Origin of the sequence: Parasphingorhabdus sp., from assembly GCF_048269915.1 — a bacterium.
In the GTDB taxonomy this organism is placed as follows: Bacteria; Pseudomonadota; Alphaproteobacteria; order Sphingomonadales; family Sphingomonadaceae; genus Parasphingorhabdus.
Genome location: NZ_JBLWTY010000001.1, coordinates 584,696 through 600,182, shown reverse-complemented (window position 1 = coordinate 600,182; position 15,487 = coordinate 584,696). Strand labels below are relative to the sequence as shown.

At 56.0% G+C, this 15,487-nt stretch carries 19 protein-coding genes and 1 tRNA gene; 8 read left to right on the top strand and 12 right to left on the bottom strand.

From position 1 onward, the window contains the following. Window positions 1–3: 3 nt before the first annotated feature. Window positions 4–681 (bottom strand): HAD family hydrolase, encoded by a 678-nt coding sequence (locus ACN0WX_RS02800; RefSeq protein ID WP_417620749.1) that lies wholly within the window; start codon window positions 679–681, stop codon window positions 4–6. Beyond that, window positions 674–964 (bottom strand): DUF3572 domain-containing protein, encoded by a 291-nt coding sequence (locus ACN0WX_RS02795; protein WP_417620748.1) that lies wholly within the window; start codon window positions 962–964, stop codon window positions 674–676. Before ACN0WX_RS02795 ends, ACN0WX_RS02800 begins: the two co-directional genes overlap by 8 nt. Before the next feature lie 52 nt (window positions 965–1,016). On the opposite strand from ACN0WX_RS02795, the gene ACN0WX_RS02790 reads away from it, so the two are divergent. Then, on the top strand, window positions 1,017–1,385 hold the full coding sequence (locus ACN0WX_RS02790) for a response regulator (protein WP_417620747.1): 369 nt from the start codon (window positions 1,017–1,019) through the stop codon (window positions 1,383–1,385). 18 nt (window positions 1,386–1,403) lie between these two features. Here ACN0WX_RS02790 and rpmG read toward each other — a convergent pair whose 3' ends face one another. Continuing rightward, entirely contained in the window at window positions 1,404–1,571 is a 168-nt protein-coding gene (gene rpmG, locus ACN0WX_RS02785) for a 50S ribosomal protein L33 (RefSeq protein WP_417620746.1), read from the bottom strand. A gap of 289 nt (window positions 1,572–1,860) precedes the next feature. Here rpmG and ACN0WX_RS02780 point away from each other — a divergent pair, with 289 nt between their 5' ends. After that, the gene (locus ACN0WX_RS02780; protein WP_417620745.1) at window positions 1,861–2,427 is read left to right on the top strand and encodes a TMEM165/GDT1 family protein; all 567 of its coding nucleotides are present in this window, start codon (window positions 1,861–1,863) and stop codon (window positions 2,425–2,427) included. Between the two features lie 111 nt (window positions 2,428–2,538). Here ACN0WX_RS02780 and ACN0WX_RS02775 read toward each other — a convergent pair whose 3' ends face one another. Further along, the gene (locus ACN0WX_RS02775) at window positions 2,539–3,204 is read right to left on the bottom strand and encodes a cold-shock protein (RefSeq protein ID WP_417620744.1); all 666 of its coding nucleotides are present in this window, start codon (window positions 3,202–3,204) and stop codon (window positions 2,539–2,541) included. Between the two features lie 187 nt (window positions 3,205–3,391). Beyond that, the gene (locus ACN0WX_RS02770) at window positions 3,392–3,769 is read right to left on the bottom strand and encodes a hypothetical protein (RefSeq protein WP_417620743.1); all 378 of its coding nucleotides are present in this window, start codon (window positions 3,767–3,769) and stop codon (window positions 3,392–3,394) included. Between the two features lie 222 nt (window positions 3,770–3,991). Between ACN0WX_RS02770 and ACN0WX_RS02765 the strand changes: the two genes are divergently transcribed. The 5 genes from ACN0WX_RS02765 to rpoN all read left to right on the top strand — a co-directional run bounded on the left by ACN0WX_RS02765 (window position 3,992) and on the right by rpoN (window position 8,353). Then, window positions 3,992–4,609 (top strand): ribonuclease D, encoded by a 618-nt coding sequence (locus tag ACN0WX_RS02765; protein ID WP_417620742.1) that lies wholly within the window; start codon window positions 3,992–3,994, stop codon window positions 4,607–4,609. Between the two features lie 58 nt (window positions 4,610–4,667). Next, window positions 4,668–5,312 carry an LPS export ABC transporter periplasmic protein LptC gene (lptC, locus tag ACN0WX_RS02760; RefSeq protein WP_417620741.1) on the top strand — a complete coding sequence of 215 codons (645 nt, stop codon included), beginning with the start codon at window positions 4,668–4,670 and terminating at the stop codon, window positions 5,310–5,312. Then, on the top strand, window positions 5,313–5,849 hold the full coding sequence (locus ACN0WX_RS02755) for an LptA/OstA family protein (RefSeq protein WP_417620740.1): 537 nt from the start codon (window positions 5,313–5,315) through the stop codon (window positions 5,847–5,849). A gap of 231 nt (window positions 5,850–6,080) precedes the next feature. Further along, window positions 6,081–6,842 carry an LPS export ABC transporter ATP-binding protein gene (lptB, locus tag ACN0WX_RS02750; protein ID WP_417621193.1) on the top strand — a complete coding sequence of 254 codons (762 nt, stop codon included), beginning with the start codon at window positions 6,081–6,083 and terminating at the stop codon, window positions 6,840–6,842. Between the two features lie 2 nt (window positions 6,843–6,844). After that, the gene (gene rpoN, locus ACN0WX_RS02745; RefSeq protein WP_417620739.1) at window positions 6,845–8,353 is read left to right on the top strand and encodes an RNA polymerase factor sigma-54; all 1,509 of its coding nucleotides are present in this window, start codon (window positions 6,845–6,847) and stop codon (window positions 8,351–8,353) included. Here the strand turns inward: rpoN and ACN0WX_RS02740 are convergent. The 6 genes from ACN0WX_RS02740 to ACN0WX_RS02715 form a co-directional block, all read right to left on the bottom strand. After that, entirely contained in the window at window positions 8,350–8,868 is a 519-nt protein-coding gene (locus ACN0WX_RS02740) for a GNAT family N-acetyltransferase (RefSeq protein WP_417620738.1), read from the bottom strand. The genes rpoN and ACN0WX_RS02740 overlap by 4 nt on opposite strands. Then, on the bottom strand, window positions 8,865–9,071 hold the full coding sequence (locus tag ACN0WX_RS02735) for a DUF5818 domain-containing protein (protein WP_417620737.1): 207 nt from the start codon (window positions 9,069–9,071) through the stop codon (window positions 8,865–8,867). The genes ACN0WX_RS02740 and ACN0WX_RS02735 overlap by 4 nt, the downstream gene beginning before the upstream one ends. Beyond that, complete coding sequence (locus ACN0WX_RS02730; protein WP_417620736.1) at window positions 9,071–10,042, bottom strand: oxidoreductase; 972 nt, start codon at window positions 10,040–10,042, stop codon at window positions 9,071–9,073. The genes ACN0WX_RS02735 and ACN0WX_RS02730 overlap by 1 nt, the downstream gene beginning before the upstream one ends. Before the next feature lie 130 nt (window positions 10,043–10,172). Further along, window positions 10,173–11,294: an alanine dehydrogenase gene (gene ald, locus ACN0WX_RS02725; protein WP_417620735.1), complete on the bottom strand. Its 1,122-nt coding sequence runs from the start codon at window positions 11,292–11,294 to the stop codon at window positions 10,173–10,175. Between the two features lie 86 nt (window positions 11,295–11,380). After that, window positions 11,381–12,370 (bottom strand): peptidylprolyl isomerase, encoded by a 990-nt coding sequence (locus ACN0WX_RS02720; RefSeq protein WP_417620734.1) that lies wholly within the window; start codon window positions 12,368–12,370, stop codon window positions 11,381–11,383. Between the two features lie 354 nt (window positions 12,371–12,724). Beyond that, window positions 12,725–13,741: a peptidylprolyl isomerase gene (locus tag ACN0WX_RS02715; protein WP_417620733.1), complete on the bottom strand. Its 1,017-nt coding sequence runs from the start codon at window positions 13,739–13,741 to the stop codon at window positions 12,725–12,727. A 218-nt stretch (window positions 13,742–13,959) separates the two neighbouring features. Between ACN0WX_RS02715 and ACN0WX_RS02710 the strand changes: the two genes are divergently transcribed. Further along, window positions 13,960–14,047 (top strand) — tRNA-Ser (locus ACN0WX_RS02710). 176 nt (window positions 14,048–14,223) lie between these two features. Here ACN0WX_RS02710 and ribB read toward each other — a convergent pair. Next, window positions 14,224–15,414: a 3,4-dihydroxy-2-butanone-4-phosphate synthase gene (ribB, locus tag ACN0WX_RS02705; RefSeq protein WP_417620732.1), complete on the bottom strand. Its 1,191-nt coding sequence runs from the start codon at window positions 15,412–15,414 to the stop codon at window positions 14,224–14,226. Window positions 15,415–15,487 lie beyond the last annotated feature (73 nt).

Sequence of the window (15,487 nt, the reverse complement as noted above, 5' to 3'; positions counted from 1 at the left end):
GTCTCACGCATGGTTGGCTGGGTCAAGCACTTGCGATGACAAGTCCATCGCCGGTGCCGGTTCGGCATTGTCAAATTTGTCGGATATCCAGGTCACGGCTTTGCTCCATGAATCGATACGGACGTGGGCAGCAGGATTTGTCTTGATATGTTTTGCCATGATAGGTTCGCCGACCATCTGCAATCGCCAGACGTCGGGCGCGTGTTTGGCGACGCTGCCATGCTGGTGACCCAGATCATCGACAAAGACAGTAACAGCAGGTTCGAATTCGGCTATAATATTGTTCAGCAGCTCACCCTTGCCGCCCTGATTGGTATAGACGGGGAAGTCGATGCCGACTGCCCTGAGCTGGGCTGCGCGCGCTTCCCGGCGGTCATCCAGCAGGTTGGTCAATATGACGACATCAGCGGTTTCGCTGAGCAGGTTGATAGAATGTACCGCGCCTTCAATAGCCTCTTGCCGATGCATCTCATTGTCAAAAAACTCTTTCAGCATAGGCCATATTTGTTCCGGCAGGACCTGCGTACCATCATGTTTATGCCTGAGGGCATTCGCAAAATCACTGCCATTTTCCAAATCGAAATGGATGTGCTTGTCGCTGTCCAGCCATTGCTGGAAAGGCACCACCATATGTAGCAAGACTTCATCGCAATCGCTGATCAGCAGGGGTTTTTTAGTCATGGAAATCTCCGGGAGAATTTAGGTGGTTCGCTGCCGCGGCCAGTTTGGCCGGTGAGATATCGATGGCCTCCGCACAAGCGATAAGATCGGGTTCGTGATTGGTGAGAAATCCCAGCAGTGATGCCAGCATAGCGGGGTCTTCCAGGCCCGATCTCAGTTCCCGGGGATCCAGTCCGGTCAGCGCAAGAAGGCGTTGCGCGCGGTCCTGATCCTGCAGCACCCAACCGAGCGCTTGCAAGGCGATGATTTCGGCGTCCGGCCCGAGATTGGGATTTGTTTCCATTGCCGCTTTCGCCTAATGGGTCGACAGCAAGTTTGAAAGGGCAAATCCGGTCGTGGCAAAAAGAGTGTTGGTGGTTGAGGATAATGAGTTGAACCTCAAGCTATTCTGCGATCTGCTGCGGGCCCATGGTTTTGTCGTTGAGCCGGTCAAGGATGGCCGCGAAGTACTCGACAAAGCGCGCAACTTTGTACCGAATCTGATCGTGATGGATATTCAACTGCCCCATGTCAGCGGCCTAGAATTGATCGAGCAGATCAAGAAAGACAGTCAGCTCAAGATCATACCGATCATGGCCGTGACAGCATATGCCGGGAAAGGCGATGAAGACCGGATATTGAGCGCCGGGGCTGAGGTCTATGTCTCAAAGCCCATCTCGGTCGCGAAATTCATCGAATCGGTGCAGAAAATTCTACACCGTTAAAGCTTGGCCAAAAGCTGCTTATTTAATTTTGGCTTCTTTGAATTCTACGTGCTTGCGGGCGACCGGATCATATTTCCGTTGCACCATCTTTTCAGTAAGATTGCGAGGATTTTTGCGAGTTACATAGAAAAAACCGGTGTCAGCGGTGCTGACGAGCTTGATCTTTACATTGGCTGGTTTCGCCATGGTGCATTCCTTAAGACAGAAGCTGAAATAAAAACAGCGACGCGATTGGGCGCCGCATTGATTGTTGGGCCTAATGGTGACTGCAACAGCGAATGTCAAGAAAAAGCCGGCAAGAACCTGTTAAAGGAAGCGCTATGGAATTCATTCTTTCTAAACCATGTTTTAGCATGGTCTTCGGAGGAAGAAGGAACCGCAGCGATGAATCATGATGGAAATCTGTTTGCAGACCGAAGCGCCGATGGCCAATGTTGCGCTCCGCCTCGGTGGAAAGCCGTGACCATTTTGTAAAGTGGACGCGTTTCTAACCTCCCTTTTTGCTCTCTCGCTGGCAGAATTCGGTGACCGGTCACAGATTCTTTGCGCCGCGCTGGCGATAAGATATGGCCGTGTTGCACCGATTATCTTGGGGTTGGGCTGTGCAACGCTTAGCAATTGCGTGATCTCCGCAATGTTGGGCGATACGGCCCACCAATGGATCAGCGAAGAGCCTTTGCAGCTATTTTATGCTCTGTCGCTGATTTTTGCCGGGGTCGGCATGCTCGCCTGGCGGCGTCCGGTCGACTTGCTGGAAAATTGGAGTCTTGGGCCATTCTGGACGTCCTTTCTGGGACTTTTTATTCTGCAGCTGGGTGACAAGGGCCAGTTTATTCTCGCGGCGACCGCCGCACGAACAGACATGTGGGCATTTGCTGCAGCCGGAGGATGGATCGGGGTCATGATTGCTTGTGTGCCTGCGATTTTGTTGCGGCGCCAATTGGCGGAACATATCCCGATACGCTCCATTCGGTACGCAGGCGGCGGCGCCTTCCTCCTGATCGGAGGCATATTGGCGCTTGGCGCATGGGGGATTATTTGAAGCAGCCCCTAATATATAGGTTGACCGGGCAGCGTCGAACGGTCTTCTGGGTACAAAAAAATGGCGGACAAAAGCCCGCCATTTATAAAATATGTAATGCAGCCTGACCCGCTATTTTGCGATCAGATTGACTGCTGCTGTCTTGCCGCGCTGGTCCACTTCCAGCTCAAACTCCAGCTTGTCCCCTTCTTCCAGCCCGCGCATACCGGCGCGTTCCACGGCTGAAATATGGACAAAAGCATCCGGCTGCCCGTCATCACGTTGAATGAATCCGAAGCCCTTGCTGCCGTTAAAAAACTTAACAGTACCGGTGGCTTTTTCTCCGGTCAGTTCCCTGCGAGGCGCGCCACCACGATCTTCGCGGGCCCCTCTATTATCCTGAACTTCAATAAGATCACCTTCGATCTGGATGTCGGAAGCGGAAACTTTTCCACCGCGGTCTACCAGAGAAAAGCGTAATGTCTGGCCTTCAGCGAGACCTTTCAGGCCCGCGCGTTCGACTTGGCTGATATGGACGAAAACATCTTCGCCGCCGCCATCTTGCACGATGAAGCCAAAACCCTTTTGCGCGTTGAAGAATTTTACGGTGCCGGTGCTTTCGCCGACGACCTGATCCGGCATGCCGCCGCCCCGTCTGCCACCGCTGAAATCGTTGTCCGGCCGCGTATATCTTTCGACGGGCGGGCCGCTGTCACCTTGATATCCATCGAAGTTTTCATCACCAAAGCTATCGCGCTTGTCCCGGCCTCTACCTCGCCGGTTTCTGTCAAAACCCATTCCTAAATAGTCACTTTCAATTCGCCCTGCCCAGTAGTTCCAATGTCACAGCGGACGATTTCCGGAGCATTGTTTCGCGCGAATCCTATTGCCGCGCGGTTCAACTATATAGAAAAATAGACGAACAAGCGAATAAAATCGGCTTTTGTCCCATAATCTGAGCAAAAACCGGAGGGATTATGCCGCTTTAGAAAAGCCAAGTATTCGGGTCGGAGATCGGTTCATGTTTCTGAGCCTTGACCAAAGCCAATACCGAGCGGATCAACACCCACATTCCAAGAGCTAGCAGAACAAGAGCCATCAGAATTGGAGTGCCAATCAAGATAAACGATAGAGTTCCAGCAATAATGCCCACGATCACACTGATGATGAAGGTCATGGCGTGAAACTGCAAATGGCTCTCTTCCCAACTGCCGGCCAACTCACGTTTCCAGACCAAGGCAAGAATGAAACCGACTAGGCCGGTGATGCCAGCGACAAAGCTAGCGATATATAGAAACGCGATGATGGTAGGCTTGTTGAGATCAAACCCAGAGGCGACCGGTTCTGGAACTTGTCCTGCCATTAATCCGTCCTTTTCAGCTTAGCGAAGCAACACTTGAGGCCAAACTAAACTTGCTGTTTCAGCAAGCCTCCGGCACATAGCATATCGAACGAAGCGACACTGTCAATTTACACACCGGATTTGTGGCGAAGGTCAATCGCCAACAGTCCAATTCTTGTCAGGCCGTCGCAGTGGTTGCGTATATGAACTTGGTTCCAGGATAGAATAGACAGGCAATATATAATGACAGTTTTTTTCCACGAGGAAGATCTACCCGCCGGTGTAATTGGTGAGGGATCTGTTGCGGTTGATACCGAGACTATGGGGCTGCAAACCCATCGGGATCGTCTCTGTCTGTTACAAATTTCAGACGGCCAGGGTGATGAGCATCTTGTGCGTTTCGGTCCTGACAGTGACTATGCTGCTCCCAATCTCCGCGCCATTCTCGCCGACTCGAACCGTTTGAAACTCTATCATTTCGCGCGTTTTGATCTCGCCGCGATTGAACATTATCTCGGCGTCATGGCAGCGCCGGTGTTCTGCACGAAAATAGCTTCACGGCTTATCCGTACCTATACGGATCGGCACGGACTGAAGGAGCTTGTCCGAGAATTGCTCGGCCAGGATATTTCGAAGCAACAACAATCTAGCGATTGGGGGAACCCTGTACTCAGCGAGGCTCAGCGCGACTATGCCGCGTCAGATGTTCGCTTTCTCCACAGGCTGAAGGATGAGCTCGAAATCCGTCTCGAGCGGGAAGGGCGCACTGCCCTGGCGCAGGCTTGCTTTGATTTTTTGCCCGACCGTGCCCGACTGGATATTGCTGGGTGGCCGGAAATTGATATTTTTGCGCATGCCTGAACGACAAACCGTCTTGTTCAAGCGCTGTAAAAACTGATTGTGGGATTATAGATAAACCATGTCGACCGCTGCCAAGCTTATCCGGACGAAACGTCAGGAATTTGCTGCTCCGAATAGCAAGCATGATCGCAACGTAAAATGGTTGCGTTTCATTCTTCCTGTTGGAGTCGGGCTGTTGGGGTCGATGTTGGCTTTGGCCCCTTTCACCATGTCGGGTGAACTGAGTTTCGTTCTGGATAAAAATAGCGTGGATGTTGCCAAAGAGCGTATGCGAGTGGCTGAAGCTCTCTATCGCGGTGAGGATAGTGAAGGTCGTCCATTTTCACTGAAAGCCGGTTCGGCTGTGCAGAAAAGCTCGCAAGAAGCTATCGTCGAACTAAAGGATCTCTCCGCCCGGATTCTGCTGAAAGATGGCCCGGCCCAAATACGCTCAAGCGAGGGCAGCTATGATATGGACCTGGAAAACGTGCGGGTGCCGGGGGCCGTGCAAGTCGAAGCTGCCAGTGGTTATCGCCTTTCGACCAGCAACGTGACTGTTGATCTGAAGCAGCGAACCCTGAAAAGTGACGGTATAGTGGAAGGGCGGACCAATATCGGGACATTTCGCGCGGATCAATTGGAAGCCGATTTGGCGGCTCGCACTGTGAGCTTGAATGGCAATGCCCGTTTGCGGATCGAACAAAATGGATTAAGAAGACCTTAGATGAAATTAAACCTATTTCTCTCCTTTTCCGCTGGCACGGCACTTGTTGCTTCGGCGTTCTTGTTCCTTACGGTTCCGGCTCCCGCGCAGGTTTTCGGAGGCCATAACAGCAACGCCCCAGTGAATTTCAATGCCGGGCGAATAGAGGTGCAGGACCGCGCTGACCGCGTCGTTCTGTCCGGAGCCGTTCGCGTGGAGCAAGCCGGACTGGTGCTCAACGCCGCGCGGATGACCGTTGCGTATCGAAATGCCGGTGGAATCGAGATTGATCGCATCGATGCGTCGGGCGGGGTCACCATTCGCAAAGCCGGCGACACGGCTTCAGGAAATGTAGCGATATATGACCTCAATCGACGGCTGATTACCTTGGTTGGAAATGTAAAGCTAACACAAGGGACGAATCGCCTCTCCGGCGGTCGCGTCATCATTGACCTCGCATCGGGTCGATCGACAATAGACGGGCGCTCGACGGGCGGGTCTGAGGATTCCAGTGGCCGGGTGTCTGGTACATTCACGGTGCCGCAACGGAAAGATTGAGGTTTCGACTAACAAGGACAGAAATATAGTCCAGTGACAGAATAAGGACAGCATCGCCGCCTCGAGTTCCAACGACGGTTGATTCCCTGCGGAAAAAGCCCATTTTCGGTCTACCATGCACAAAGCTTGCCAATTCCGATCAGAATGGGGCATGCTATTGATCCATGCACAAGGCAACCCGTGCGATAAGGACGAATGATGAACGACACTGCTGTGACTGAAACTGCGACAATGGCCGATCCGGGCGCCGCCATGGCCAGCGATGCCATGGAGCATGGCTTGGCGGTGGTTTCGATCGCCAAGAGCTATGACAAGCGTTCGGTCTTGTCCGATGTATCACTGTCTGTAGGGCGCGGCGAAGTCGTGGGGCTGTTGGGGCCGAATGGGGCCGGGAAAACAACCTGCTTTTATTCGGTCATGGGGTTGGTACGGCCGGATGCCGGGCGGATCATGCTCGACGGTGAGGATATTACGCCTCTCCCCATGTATCGCCGGGCCATACTCGGAATTGGTTATCTACCTCAGGAAACGTCAATTTTCCGCGGGATGACCGTCGAACAAAATATCATGGCAGTCCTCGAGATGGTTGAACCGGACGCTGACGCAAGACTCGAAACACTCGACCGTCTGCTAGATGAGTTTGGTTTGACGAAGCTGCGCAGCTCGCCAGCGATGGCCCTTTCTGGCGGTGAACGGCGGCGCTGCGAAATCGCCCGCGCACTGGCCGCCAGTCCCTCGATCGTACTTCTGGATGAACCCTTTGCCGGTATCGACCCTCTGTCAATTGCCGACATACGCGATCTGGTTTGTCAGCTGCGAGAACGCGGTATCGGCGTTTTGATCACTGACCATAACGTTCGTGAAACCCTCGATATCGTCGATCGGGCCTGCATCATTTATGACGGCCAGGTATTGTTTGCCGGCAGTCCGGAGGATCTCGTCGCGGACGCCAATGTCCGCCGACTCTATTTGGGCGAAGGCTTCGCACTTTAACCATGGCACTCGCGCCTCGCCTCGATTTGCGGCAGAGCCAGTCATTGGTAATGACACCGCAATTGCAGCAGGCAATTAAGCTACTAACATTATCCAATCTCGAGCTGGAAACATATATTTCCGACGAGATTGAGAAAAATCCGCTGCTTGATACCGGAGAGCTTTCGACGGAAAGCGGCGAGGCAGGAGATGGCGAAGAAGGGGCGAGCGAAGCGCCAGCGCAGGGCAGTGATGAAATTCTGTCTTCCGGGCCTGCTGAATCTGAGTCCGCTCTCGATATGCAGGGTGACACGGACCCGTTTTCCAACAATAGCCTTTCGGACAGCGACGGCGCACTAGACGGTCAACTGGGCCTCAATGGCCATGGTGCGGGTTCGAGTATGGCCGGTGAAGCGCCGGATTTCGAGAATATTCTGGTCGCCGAAACAACACTTACCGACCATTTGATGGACCAGGCCGGAGCCATTCTTTCCGGTACAGACCTGTTCATTGCCCAGCATATTATCGACCAGATAGACGAGTGCGGCTATCTTCAGGCAGACTTGCTGGAACTGGCGCAGCGACTGGGCGTCGGGCTCGTGGACATTGAGCGCATATTGGCCGTCGTTCAGACTCTCGATCCCGTCGGTGTCGGCGCTAGGGACCTGTCCGAATGCCTTGCCCTGCAGGCCCGGGATGCCGATCGCTATGATCCGGCCATGGCGCGCCTCATCGACAATCTGGACTTGCTCGCCAAGGGTGCGCTGCCGCAACTCAAGCGGATTTGCGGGGTCGATGACGAAGATCTGATGGATATGATCAGTGAATTGCGCAATTATGATCCGAAGCCAGGTTGCAAAATTGGCGGCGGCGAAGTGCAGGCTGTCGTCCCCGATGTCTTCATCGCCGAACGCGCGAACCGCTGGATCATCGAGGTGAACAGCGCTACCTTGCCCAAGGTTTTGGTCAACCGCAGCTATTATTCCGAACTGAAAGACGGAGCACAGGACAAGGCCTCCAAGGAATGGCTGAACGAATGTCTCGCTGACGCCAACTGGCTGGTCAAGGCGCTGGATCAGCGACAGCGGACGATTGTCAAGGTCGCGACGGAAATCGTCAAGCAGCAGGAAGCATTTTTCCGCAAGGGTGTCGAATATCTCCGGCCGCTGACATTGAAGAACATCGCTGACAAAATCGAGATGCACGAGTCCACCGTCAGCCGGGTCACGTCCAACAAATATCTGTCCTGCGCGCGCGGGACGTTCGAGCTCAAATATTTCTTCACCAGCGGAATCCAGTCTGCCACAGGCGGCGAGGCGGCTTCGGCGGAGGCGGTCAAAAGCCATATCAAGTCCCTGATCGACAATGAGGACCCCAAGAAGATCCTTTCGGACGACAAGCTGGTCGCCTTGCTCAAGGACAAGGGCTTTGACATTGCCCGGCGCACGGTCGCCAAATATCGCGAGGCGCTGGGTCTGGGCAGTTCGGTCCAGCGCCGGCGCCAGAAAGCGCTGGAAGGCAAGGCCGCCTAAACCGGCTTGCGCAGCACCGCAAATTCCAGTTCGGTCGACTTTGGCAAACCGAAGCGCGGATCACCATGCGGGAATGGCCGATGTTCGCCGGTCCGCATATAGCCGCGGCGTTCATAATAGGCGATCAGATCGGTCCGCTGGCGGATCACGGTCATCTCGATGGCAGCGGCTTGCCACTGCTCCCGCACAAACCGCTCTGACTGTACCAGCAATTGCCGGCCCAGCCCGCTTGCTTGCCGATCGGGATCGACGGTCAGCAACCCCAGATAGGCCAGCCGGTTTACCAGCCGGGTCAGCTGGACACAGCCCGCGATATTTTCCTCATCCCTGGCGAGCAGGATGACCTGATTGTCCGCCAGGATAATCTCGCGCAGCGCCTCCGGGTCGGTCCTTTGTCCATCCAGCAGGTCGGCCTCGTGGGTCCAGCCGCGTCTGGCGCTTTCGCCGCGATAGGCGCTCTCGATGAGCGGATGCAGCGCGGCAATATCGCCGAGTTCGGCGCGAACAAATCTCATGCCAGCCGGATTCCCTCTGCTTCGAGCACCAGGCTGGTGGTCGCGTGACCCGTCACCACCACCCGCTTCTCGACCTCGTCAATCGGCGTGCGCAGCAGTTCAAGCCGATAGCGGGTGCCATCGTCGCATTGCAACAGGAACCCGGCGACATCGCGTTGCAGCAGCCCTGCATATTCGATCATCTGCCGGTCATTCGTCTGCATCAGGCGCTTGCGAGCAATTTCTCGCTGATGTCCCAGAGCCGTTCGGCATCCTCGTCGACAGTGATATGCGGCGCGCAATGTTCATAGAGTAGAGAATCGTCGTCCATCAGCTGCGCAATATCACAATCCTCGCAATAGACGCCCGGCATGGCATCGAGCAGCGGTGACGTGGCGGCCCACAGGCTGGTGGTGCAGCCCTGTGCCGGAGTCTTGAATATTCCGGCTACCGCGGCCGCTATCGTGCCATCCTCGTTCAGCCAGCCCATTTCCACTTGTTCCGCGACCGGCAAATGGCGTTGCAGGGGCGTGAATATTCCGCCCGGATGGACCGAAAAGGCCCGGCCACCAAAGCCCTGCATCCGGCGGCTGAGCGCATTGGCGAACAGGGCATTGGCGCTTTTTGCCTGGGCATAGGCGACCCATTTGTCATAGTCGCCATGCTCGAACTGGATGTCATCCCACAATATACCGTTGCGCTTGTGGGCGACAGACGACAGCGCAACGACGCGCGGTGTATCGGCTTTTTCCAGCAGTGGCAACAGCGCCTTGGTCAGCGCGAAATGGCCCATATGGTTGATGCCGAACTGGCTTTCCCAGCCGGGTCCGACGCGGGCCAGCGGACAGGCCATGGTCCCGGCATTGTTGATCAGCAGGTCCAGCGCTTCGATACTGTCATAGACAGAAGAGGCAAAGGTCCGCACCGAATCGAGATCGGCAAGGTCCATTTTTGCGGACGAGATATCACCCTCGATGGTGGACAGATTTTCCTCCGCCTTGGCCGGATCGCGAACCGGTACGATCACCGTAGCACCCGCACCCGCCAGCGCCCGGGTGGTTTCCAGACCGATGCCGGAATAGCCGCCGGTAACAATCGCAGTCCTGCCGGTCAGATCGATGCCGGCGAGTATCTCGTGCGGTTCACTCTTTGCGTGAAATCCCGATCCGAGCGGTTTCTGGTCTGCTGCTGCCATTCGTTGTTCCTTCATTCAGTGCCCCGGCGAAGGCCGGGGTCCATCTCCAACTATTGCGTCTGGCTGCACTATCTGGAGTTGGGCACCCGCCTGCGCAGGTGAACAATGTGGCGACCGCCTTCAACCAGACTTAAGCCTTCAATCCCACAATCTCCGATACCGGCTTAAACTCATAGCCCAGATCCTCGGCGACCGCCTTGTAGGTCACATGACCATTCCAGACATTCAGTCCTTCGGCGAGATGGGAATCATCGCGTAGCGCCGCTTCCCAGCCCTTGTTGGCGATGGCGAGCGTATGGGGCAGGGTCACATTGTTCAGCGCATAGGTCGAGGTCCGGGAGACCGCGCCCGGCATATTGGCGACGCAATAATGGACGATATCGTCGACCACATAGGTCGGGTCTTCATGGGTGGTCGGTTTCGAGGTTTCGAAACAGCCGCCCTGGTCGATGGCTACGTCGCATAATACCGAACCGGGGCGCATCGTCTTCAGCATATCGCGCGACACCAGCTTCGGCGCTTCGGCACCGGGGATCAGCACCGCGCCGATGACCAGATCGGCCTCGGCGACACATTCGGCGAGATTGGCCTTGTTCGAGAAGCGGGTCTTGGCGCGGGCTTCGAAATAGTGACCCAGCGACTCGAGTACATCGGGATTGCGGTCGAGAATGGTGACATCCGCACCGAGTCCAGCCGCCATTTGCGCGGCATTGAAGCCGACCACGCCGCCGCCGATAACGGTGACCTTCCCGGGGGCCACGCCGGGGACGCCGCCGAGCAATATGCCGCGGCCGCCATGGGCTTTTTCGAGCGCCGTGGCGCCGGCCTGGATCGACATGCGTCCGGCCACCTGGCTCATCGGCTTGAGCAAGGGCAGGCCGCCGGTGCCGGTGACCGTTTCATAGGCAATGCAGATTGCTTTGGATTTTACCAGATCAGCGGTCTGCTCGGGATCGGGGGCAAGATGGAGATAGGTGAACAATATCTGGCCTTCACGCAGCATGGCGCGCTCGACCGGCTGCGGTTCCTTGACCTTGACCACCATTTCGCATTTTTCGAATATTTCGGCGGCGGTCGCGGCGATGGTGGCGCCTGCGTCGATATATTCGGCATCCTCTGCGCCAATGCCAAGGCCCGCACCGGTCTCGACCAGCACATCATGGCCATGGGCGGTCAGTTCGCGGACCGATTCGGGGGTCAGGCCGACCCGATATTCGTGATTCTTGATTTCTCTGGGGGTACCAACGCGCATGGAGGAGCTCCTGTTCTATCGAGTCTAACCCTGTTGCATTACCAGCAAATGACGGTTGGTGCGAGATGCTTTGTAATATTATTGCCCTATTTTGAAACTTTCATAATAGGCGTCGGGACGGTGCAGATATTGCCATAGCCGCCATGGGCCTCGATATATTGCAGCAGCGCCGGGCTGTAGCTGGCGAGATATTCATAGGCCGGCTGTTCGGCGAGCGGCAGTTCGCTGGCCAGCTGGATCGACTGGATTTTGATATGCTGTGATTTGTCGGCATAGAAACCGCCCGGATCGGTACCCAGCGGCAGATTCTGCAAATGCTCGAGCCCGTCGATCACCCGGCCGACCATGCCGAAGGTCGTATCGAGACTGCGAGCGGCTTCGCCGGTGATCACCGATATTTCCGAGCCGCTCCCCGTGTCCGGCGGATCATAATGGGCGGGCGACAGCGACCCGCGACAGGTCAGCGGATAATATTTCGTCTCGCCGTCGATGGTCTTGCTGCCAATCGGCCAGCCACCGCCGAAACCGACTTTCTGTGCGCCGCCATTTTCATAGATCATCTTCATCAGCGGGCGGATGTTGGTGCCCTGATATTCATTGCTATAGTCGGCCGCTGCCTGAAGCGCCGCCATATCGGCGTCGCGTTTCGCGCCCAGTGCAGCGTTATAATATTCGCTCTCCGGCACGGTCTCGAGCCCCTTGGGCAGCGTCTTGGCATCGGGATTGCCGCCGAACTGGGTGACGAAATCCCTGGCGACGCGATAGATTTTGGTGCCATCCCACCAGCGGGTCCTTGCCAGGGTGCGGACATTCCGAACATGACCGCCGGAAAGCTCGGCCGGGAGCAGCTGGATTACCGCCTGCCGTTTTGTGCCGTCAGCGGTATCGGGCAGGGTGAGGATCATCAGGTCGGTGAGGGGGATGGGCAGCCAGTGGTCTGCCGGGGCGGCGGCGAGTATTTCGGCTGGGCTTTTGTCTGCGACTTCCTCTTGCGCCAGTGCCGGAGAGGGCAATGCAAAACAGGCTGCGGCCAAGGCCCAAAAGGCGATGTGCGCGGATCGTAAATAGTTTTTCATGCGACTCTTTCCTTGCTGAACCTTACAAACCTTACACTGTTAAGAAAAAGAAAGCTTTCCGCCCCTGTGCAGCGCCGTATGGAGAGAAATGCTCTCTGGATCACACAGGGTCAAACCCCCTATGGCAAAGGATATCTTTCGGGCGCAACTTGCCGAAAACCGGCGTTTGCTGGAGGAAAAAAGGGGCTGGGTCATGCGGCCAGACTAACCGATCTGGCGCACTGTAGGAAAGCCAAAATCGTGCCCCTGCGCAGGCAGGGGCCCATCTCCTGAAATGGCGTCTCGAGCACAGGATCCGAGATGGACTCCCGCCTTCGCGGGAGAACAAAACTGCACTTGTCCTTCAGCTTGCAATCACTCGCCGCTTACCCGGCGCACCGGCACCGGAATATTACAAATATCCGCTCCGCCCGCCGGCTTGATGAAAAACGGATCGCGGCGATTGGCGCGGGCATCGGCATATTTGGCAAAAGTCTCTCCTTCGGTGTCCAGATATTCGAACCGTGGCTGGTCCGTCACCGGCAATTCGCTGGCCAGGCGGATCGAAGTGATCGGCACGCGCTTGCTCGCGTCCGCGTAAAAGCCCAGCTGCCCCTTGCCGCGCGGCAGGCTGGAGAGATGCTCGATCCCTTCGATCACCCGCCCGACCACGGCAATATTGCGATCAAGATGGCGCGGCGCATGGCCAATGACAGTGTAAAGTTCAGCGCCACTGCCGGTGTCGGGGGATAGGTTGCGACCAACGCCGACCGCGCCGTAGCAGTGGACGGGGGCGTTGGTTCCATCATGATATCTAGCAATTGCCCAGCCTTTGTAGCTCATGGTTGTCTGAGCATAGGCGTCTATTCCGTTCCGAGACAATGGGATCAACTTGGTGCTATGCACATTGGCTTGAATAAATTCTCTAGGCTTCGAGATATCATTGTCGCTCACAGAATACTCGCTCTCCGGCACCGTCTCCAACCCCTCCGGCAATGCCTTTTGCTCGGTCTCGCCCGATTCCGGATTGTCGTAACCGGCATCCCCCCATTGCACGACATAATTATCCTGCACCCGGTTGATGCTGGTGCCGTCCCACCAATGGGCGGCGGCCAGCTTGCGGATATTGCGGATCCAGCCCTGCGAGAAAGGCTCCGGCATCAGCTGGATGACCACGCGGCGGAGTCCTGAGCTTGTCGAAGGGCCTTCTGCATCGGGCGCAAGGTCCATGACGAGCAGGTCGCTCGGCGCGATCTTGACCCAGTCGCTGGCCTGGGCCGCATCGACAATGGCGTTGGGGCTGGGGTTTTCGGCTTTTTCGGTGTCCTGCGCGAGGGCGGGTGTTGCTATGGTTAGCGCCGCGAGTGAGGTGAGAGAGATCAGTTTGTTCATACAGGTTTTCCCATTTCCTGCCGTTGGTGGTGAGCCTGTCGCACCACGCCGTTCGTCGCGAGGCGTCCTTCGACAGGCTCAGGACTAACGGTTCAATTCCAACATTCCGTTACCCATCACCCTAACCTGACACTATCGCTTGCGAAAGCCCGTTTCCCGCATTAGGGAAGCCTCGCTGTCTGATGTTCGACCGGATTCACGGGTCAGACGGTATTTGCGGAGCCGTGGCAGAGTGGTCGATCGCGCACGCTTGGAAAGCGTGTATAGGGCAACCTATCGAGGGTTCGAATCCCTCCGGCTCCGCCATTTTTTATCCGGTATAGCCTTTTGCTATCCCGTATGGCTGGAAAATCTGCACGGCGATGATTGCATCGCGGAGCGGTGCCGCAAGTGGGGGCCGCCCGGAGTGCAGCTCAGAAATGGTGCCAAAGCGCTGGCGACCGCTCACCGATGAACAGGGCTTGTTCCCGCCCAGATCCAACTCAAGGAATCTGTACTTCTTCCACTATCGACAAGTCATATCCTTGCAAAGCTACCATGGAATGGTGCGAATTGGTTATGAGAATGACTTTCTTAACGCCCAGATAGGAGAGAATCTCGGCACCAACGCCATAGTCGCGCTGTTCGCCGCACTCATTCGAGCGACGCACATTCCTGTTCAGTTGTTTATTATAGGGCTGGCTTCCGGTGCAATGATCGGAAACAAGCACGACCACACCGGCCCCGGCCTCGGCAATGGCCGACATTGCCCGGTTCAGCAAACCTTCTCTGGCACCAACTTCGCCCAATATGTCAGAAAAGACCGACAGGGCATGGACGCGAACGAGCGTTGGTTTGTCGGCAGAAATTTCGCCCTTGACGAGAGCAATCTGCTCTTCCTGTGTTGCGCCGCTCCGCAAGGTCTTGGCGGTCCAGTTTCCGCCCCAGCGGCTCGTAAATTCAAATTCTGCTATCTCTTGGATCGAGCTGTCATGCACTCTCCGATAGGCGATTAAATCACGAATGGTCCCGATCTTGAGGCCATGAGTTTGGGCAAATTCAACCAGGTCATCGAGGCGGGCCATTGTCCCGTCCTCATTCATGATTTCACAAATCACTCCCGACGGATCCAGCCCGGCAAGCCTCGAGATATCGACAGCAGCCTCCGTATGGCCAGCGCGAGTCAATACGCCGCCCTTGCGCGCTGCCAAGGGGAATATATGGCCCGGAGAAACCAGAGATTCCGGACCTGCATCGGGATGCACAGCGGCTTGTATAGTGGTCGCGCGATCGCTGGCCGAAATACCCGTTGTCACACCCTCGCGGGCCTCGATCGATACGGTGAAGGCCGTTTCATGGCGCCCCTGATTCATTTTCGACATCATCTGGAGGTCCAGGCGCTCGACGCGTTCGGGGGAAAGCGCCAGACAGATGAGGCCCCGGCCATATTTGGCCATGAAATTAATAGCTTCAGCTGTCGCCATCGGGGCCGGAATGATGAGATCACCTTCATTCTCGCGCTCTTCGTCATCGATCAGAATATACATTCTGCCTTGTCGGGCTTCTTCAATGATTTCCAGCGGGGTAGCAATCACCGGGCGCTCTTCAACGATAGCCGAGGCTTCCGGAGCGCAGGAAATATCGATTGCCGATATATTACAGTCATTACAGTCCAGAGCCGAATTTCGCATCATCTGTTCCTGATTTGGGTCAGTTTGAATATGCTTTTTTGATTATCCGGGCCGCGTCCGGACCAATTTATACCCC

Excerpts from the sequence above, each read along its gene's own strand:
- ACN0WX_RS02740 (WP_417620738.1), bottom strand. The coding sequence starts at position 8,868 with ATGAGATTTGTTCGCGCCGAACTCGGCGATATTGCCGCGCTGCATCCG.
- ACN0WX_RS02720 (WP_417620734.1), bottom strand. The coding sequence starts at position 12,370 with ATGAAAAACTATTTACGATCCGCGCACATCGCCTTTTGGGCCTTGGCC.
- ACN0WX_RS02775 (WP_417620744.1), bottom strand. The coding sequence starts at position 3,204 with ATGGGTTTTGACAGAAACCGGCGAGGTAGAGGCCGGGACAAGCGCGAT.
- ribB (WP_417620732.1), bottom strand. The coding sequence starts at position 15,414 with ATGATGCGAAATTCGGCTCTGGACTGTAATGACTGTAATATATCGGCA.
- lptB (WP_417621193.1), top strand. The coding sequence starts at position 6,081 with ATGGCCGATCCGGGCGCCGCCATGGCCAGCGATGCCATGGAGCATGGC.
- ald (WP_417620735.1), bottom strand. The coding sequence starts at position 11,294 with ATGCGCGTTGGTACCCCCAGAGAAATCAAGAATCACGAATATCGGGTC.
- ACN0WX_RS02730 (WP_417620736.1), bottom strand. The coding sequence starts at position 10,042 with ATGGCAGCAGCAGACCAGAAACCGCTCGGATCGGGATTTCACGCAAAG.
- ACN0WX_RS02715 (WP_417620733.1), bottom strand. The coding sequence starts at position 13,741 with ATGAACAAACTGATCTCTCTCACCTCACTCGCGGCGCTAACCATAGCA.
- ACN0WX_RS02755 (WP_417620740.1), top strand. The coding sequence starts at position 5,313 with ATGAAATTAAACCTATTTCTCTCCTTTTCCGCTGGCACGGCACTTGTT.
- lptC (WP_417620741.1), top strand. The coding sequence starts at position 4,668 with ATGTCGACCGCTGCCAAGCTTATCCGGACGAAACGTCAGGAATTTGCT.
- ACN0WX_RS02765 (WP_417620742.1), top strand. The coding sequence starts at position 3,992 with ATGACAGTTTTTTTCCACGAGGAAGATCTACCCGCCGGTGTAATTGGT.
- rpoN (WP_417620739.1), top strand. The coding sequence starts at position 6,845 with ATGGCACTCGCGCCTCGCCTCGATTTGCGGCAGAGCCAGTCATTGGTA.
- ACN0WX_RS02770 (WP_417620743.1), bottom strand. The coding sequence starts at position 3,769 with ATGGCAGGACAAGTTCCAGAACCGGTCGCCTCTGGGTTTGATCTCAAC.
- rpmG (WP_417620746.1), bottom strand. The coding sequence starts at position 1,571 with ATGGCGAAACCAGCCAATGTAAAGATCAAGCTCGTCAGCACCGCTGAC.
- ACN0WX_RS02735 (WP_417620737.1), bottom strand. The coding sequence starts at position 9,071 with ATGCAGACGAATGACCGGCAGATGATCGAATATGCAGGGCTGCTGCAA.
- ACN0WX_RS02795 (WP_417620748.1), bottom strand. The coding sequence starts at position 964 with ATGGAAACAAATCCCAATCTCGGGCCGGACGCCGAAATCATCGCCTTG.
- ACN0WX_RS02800 (WP_417620749.1), bottom strand. The coding sequence starts at position 681 with ATGACTAAAAAACCCCTGCTGATCAGCGATTGCGATGAAGTCTTGCTA.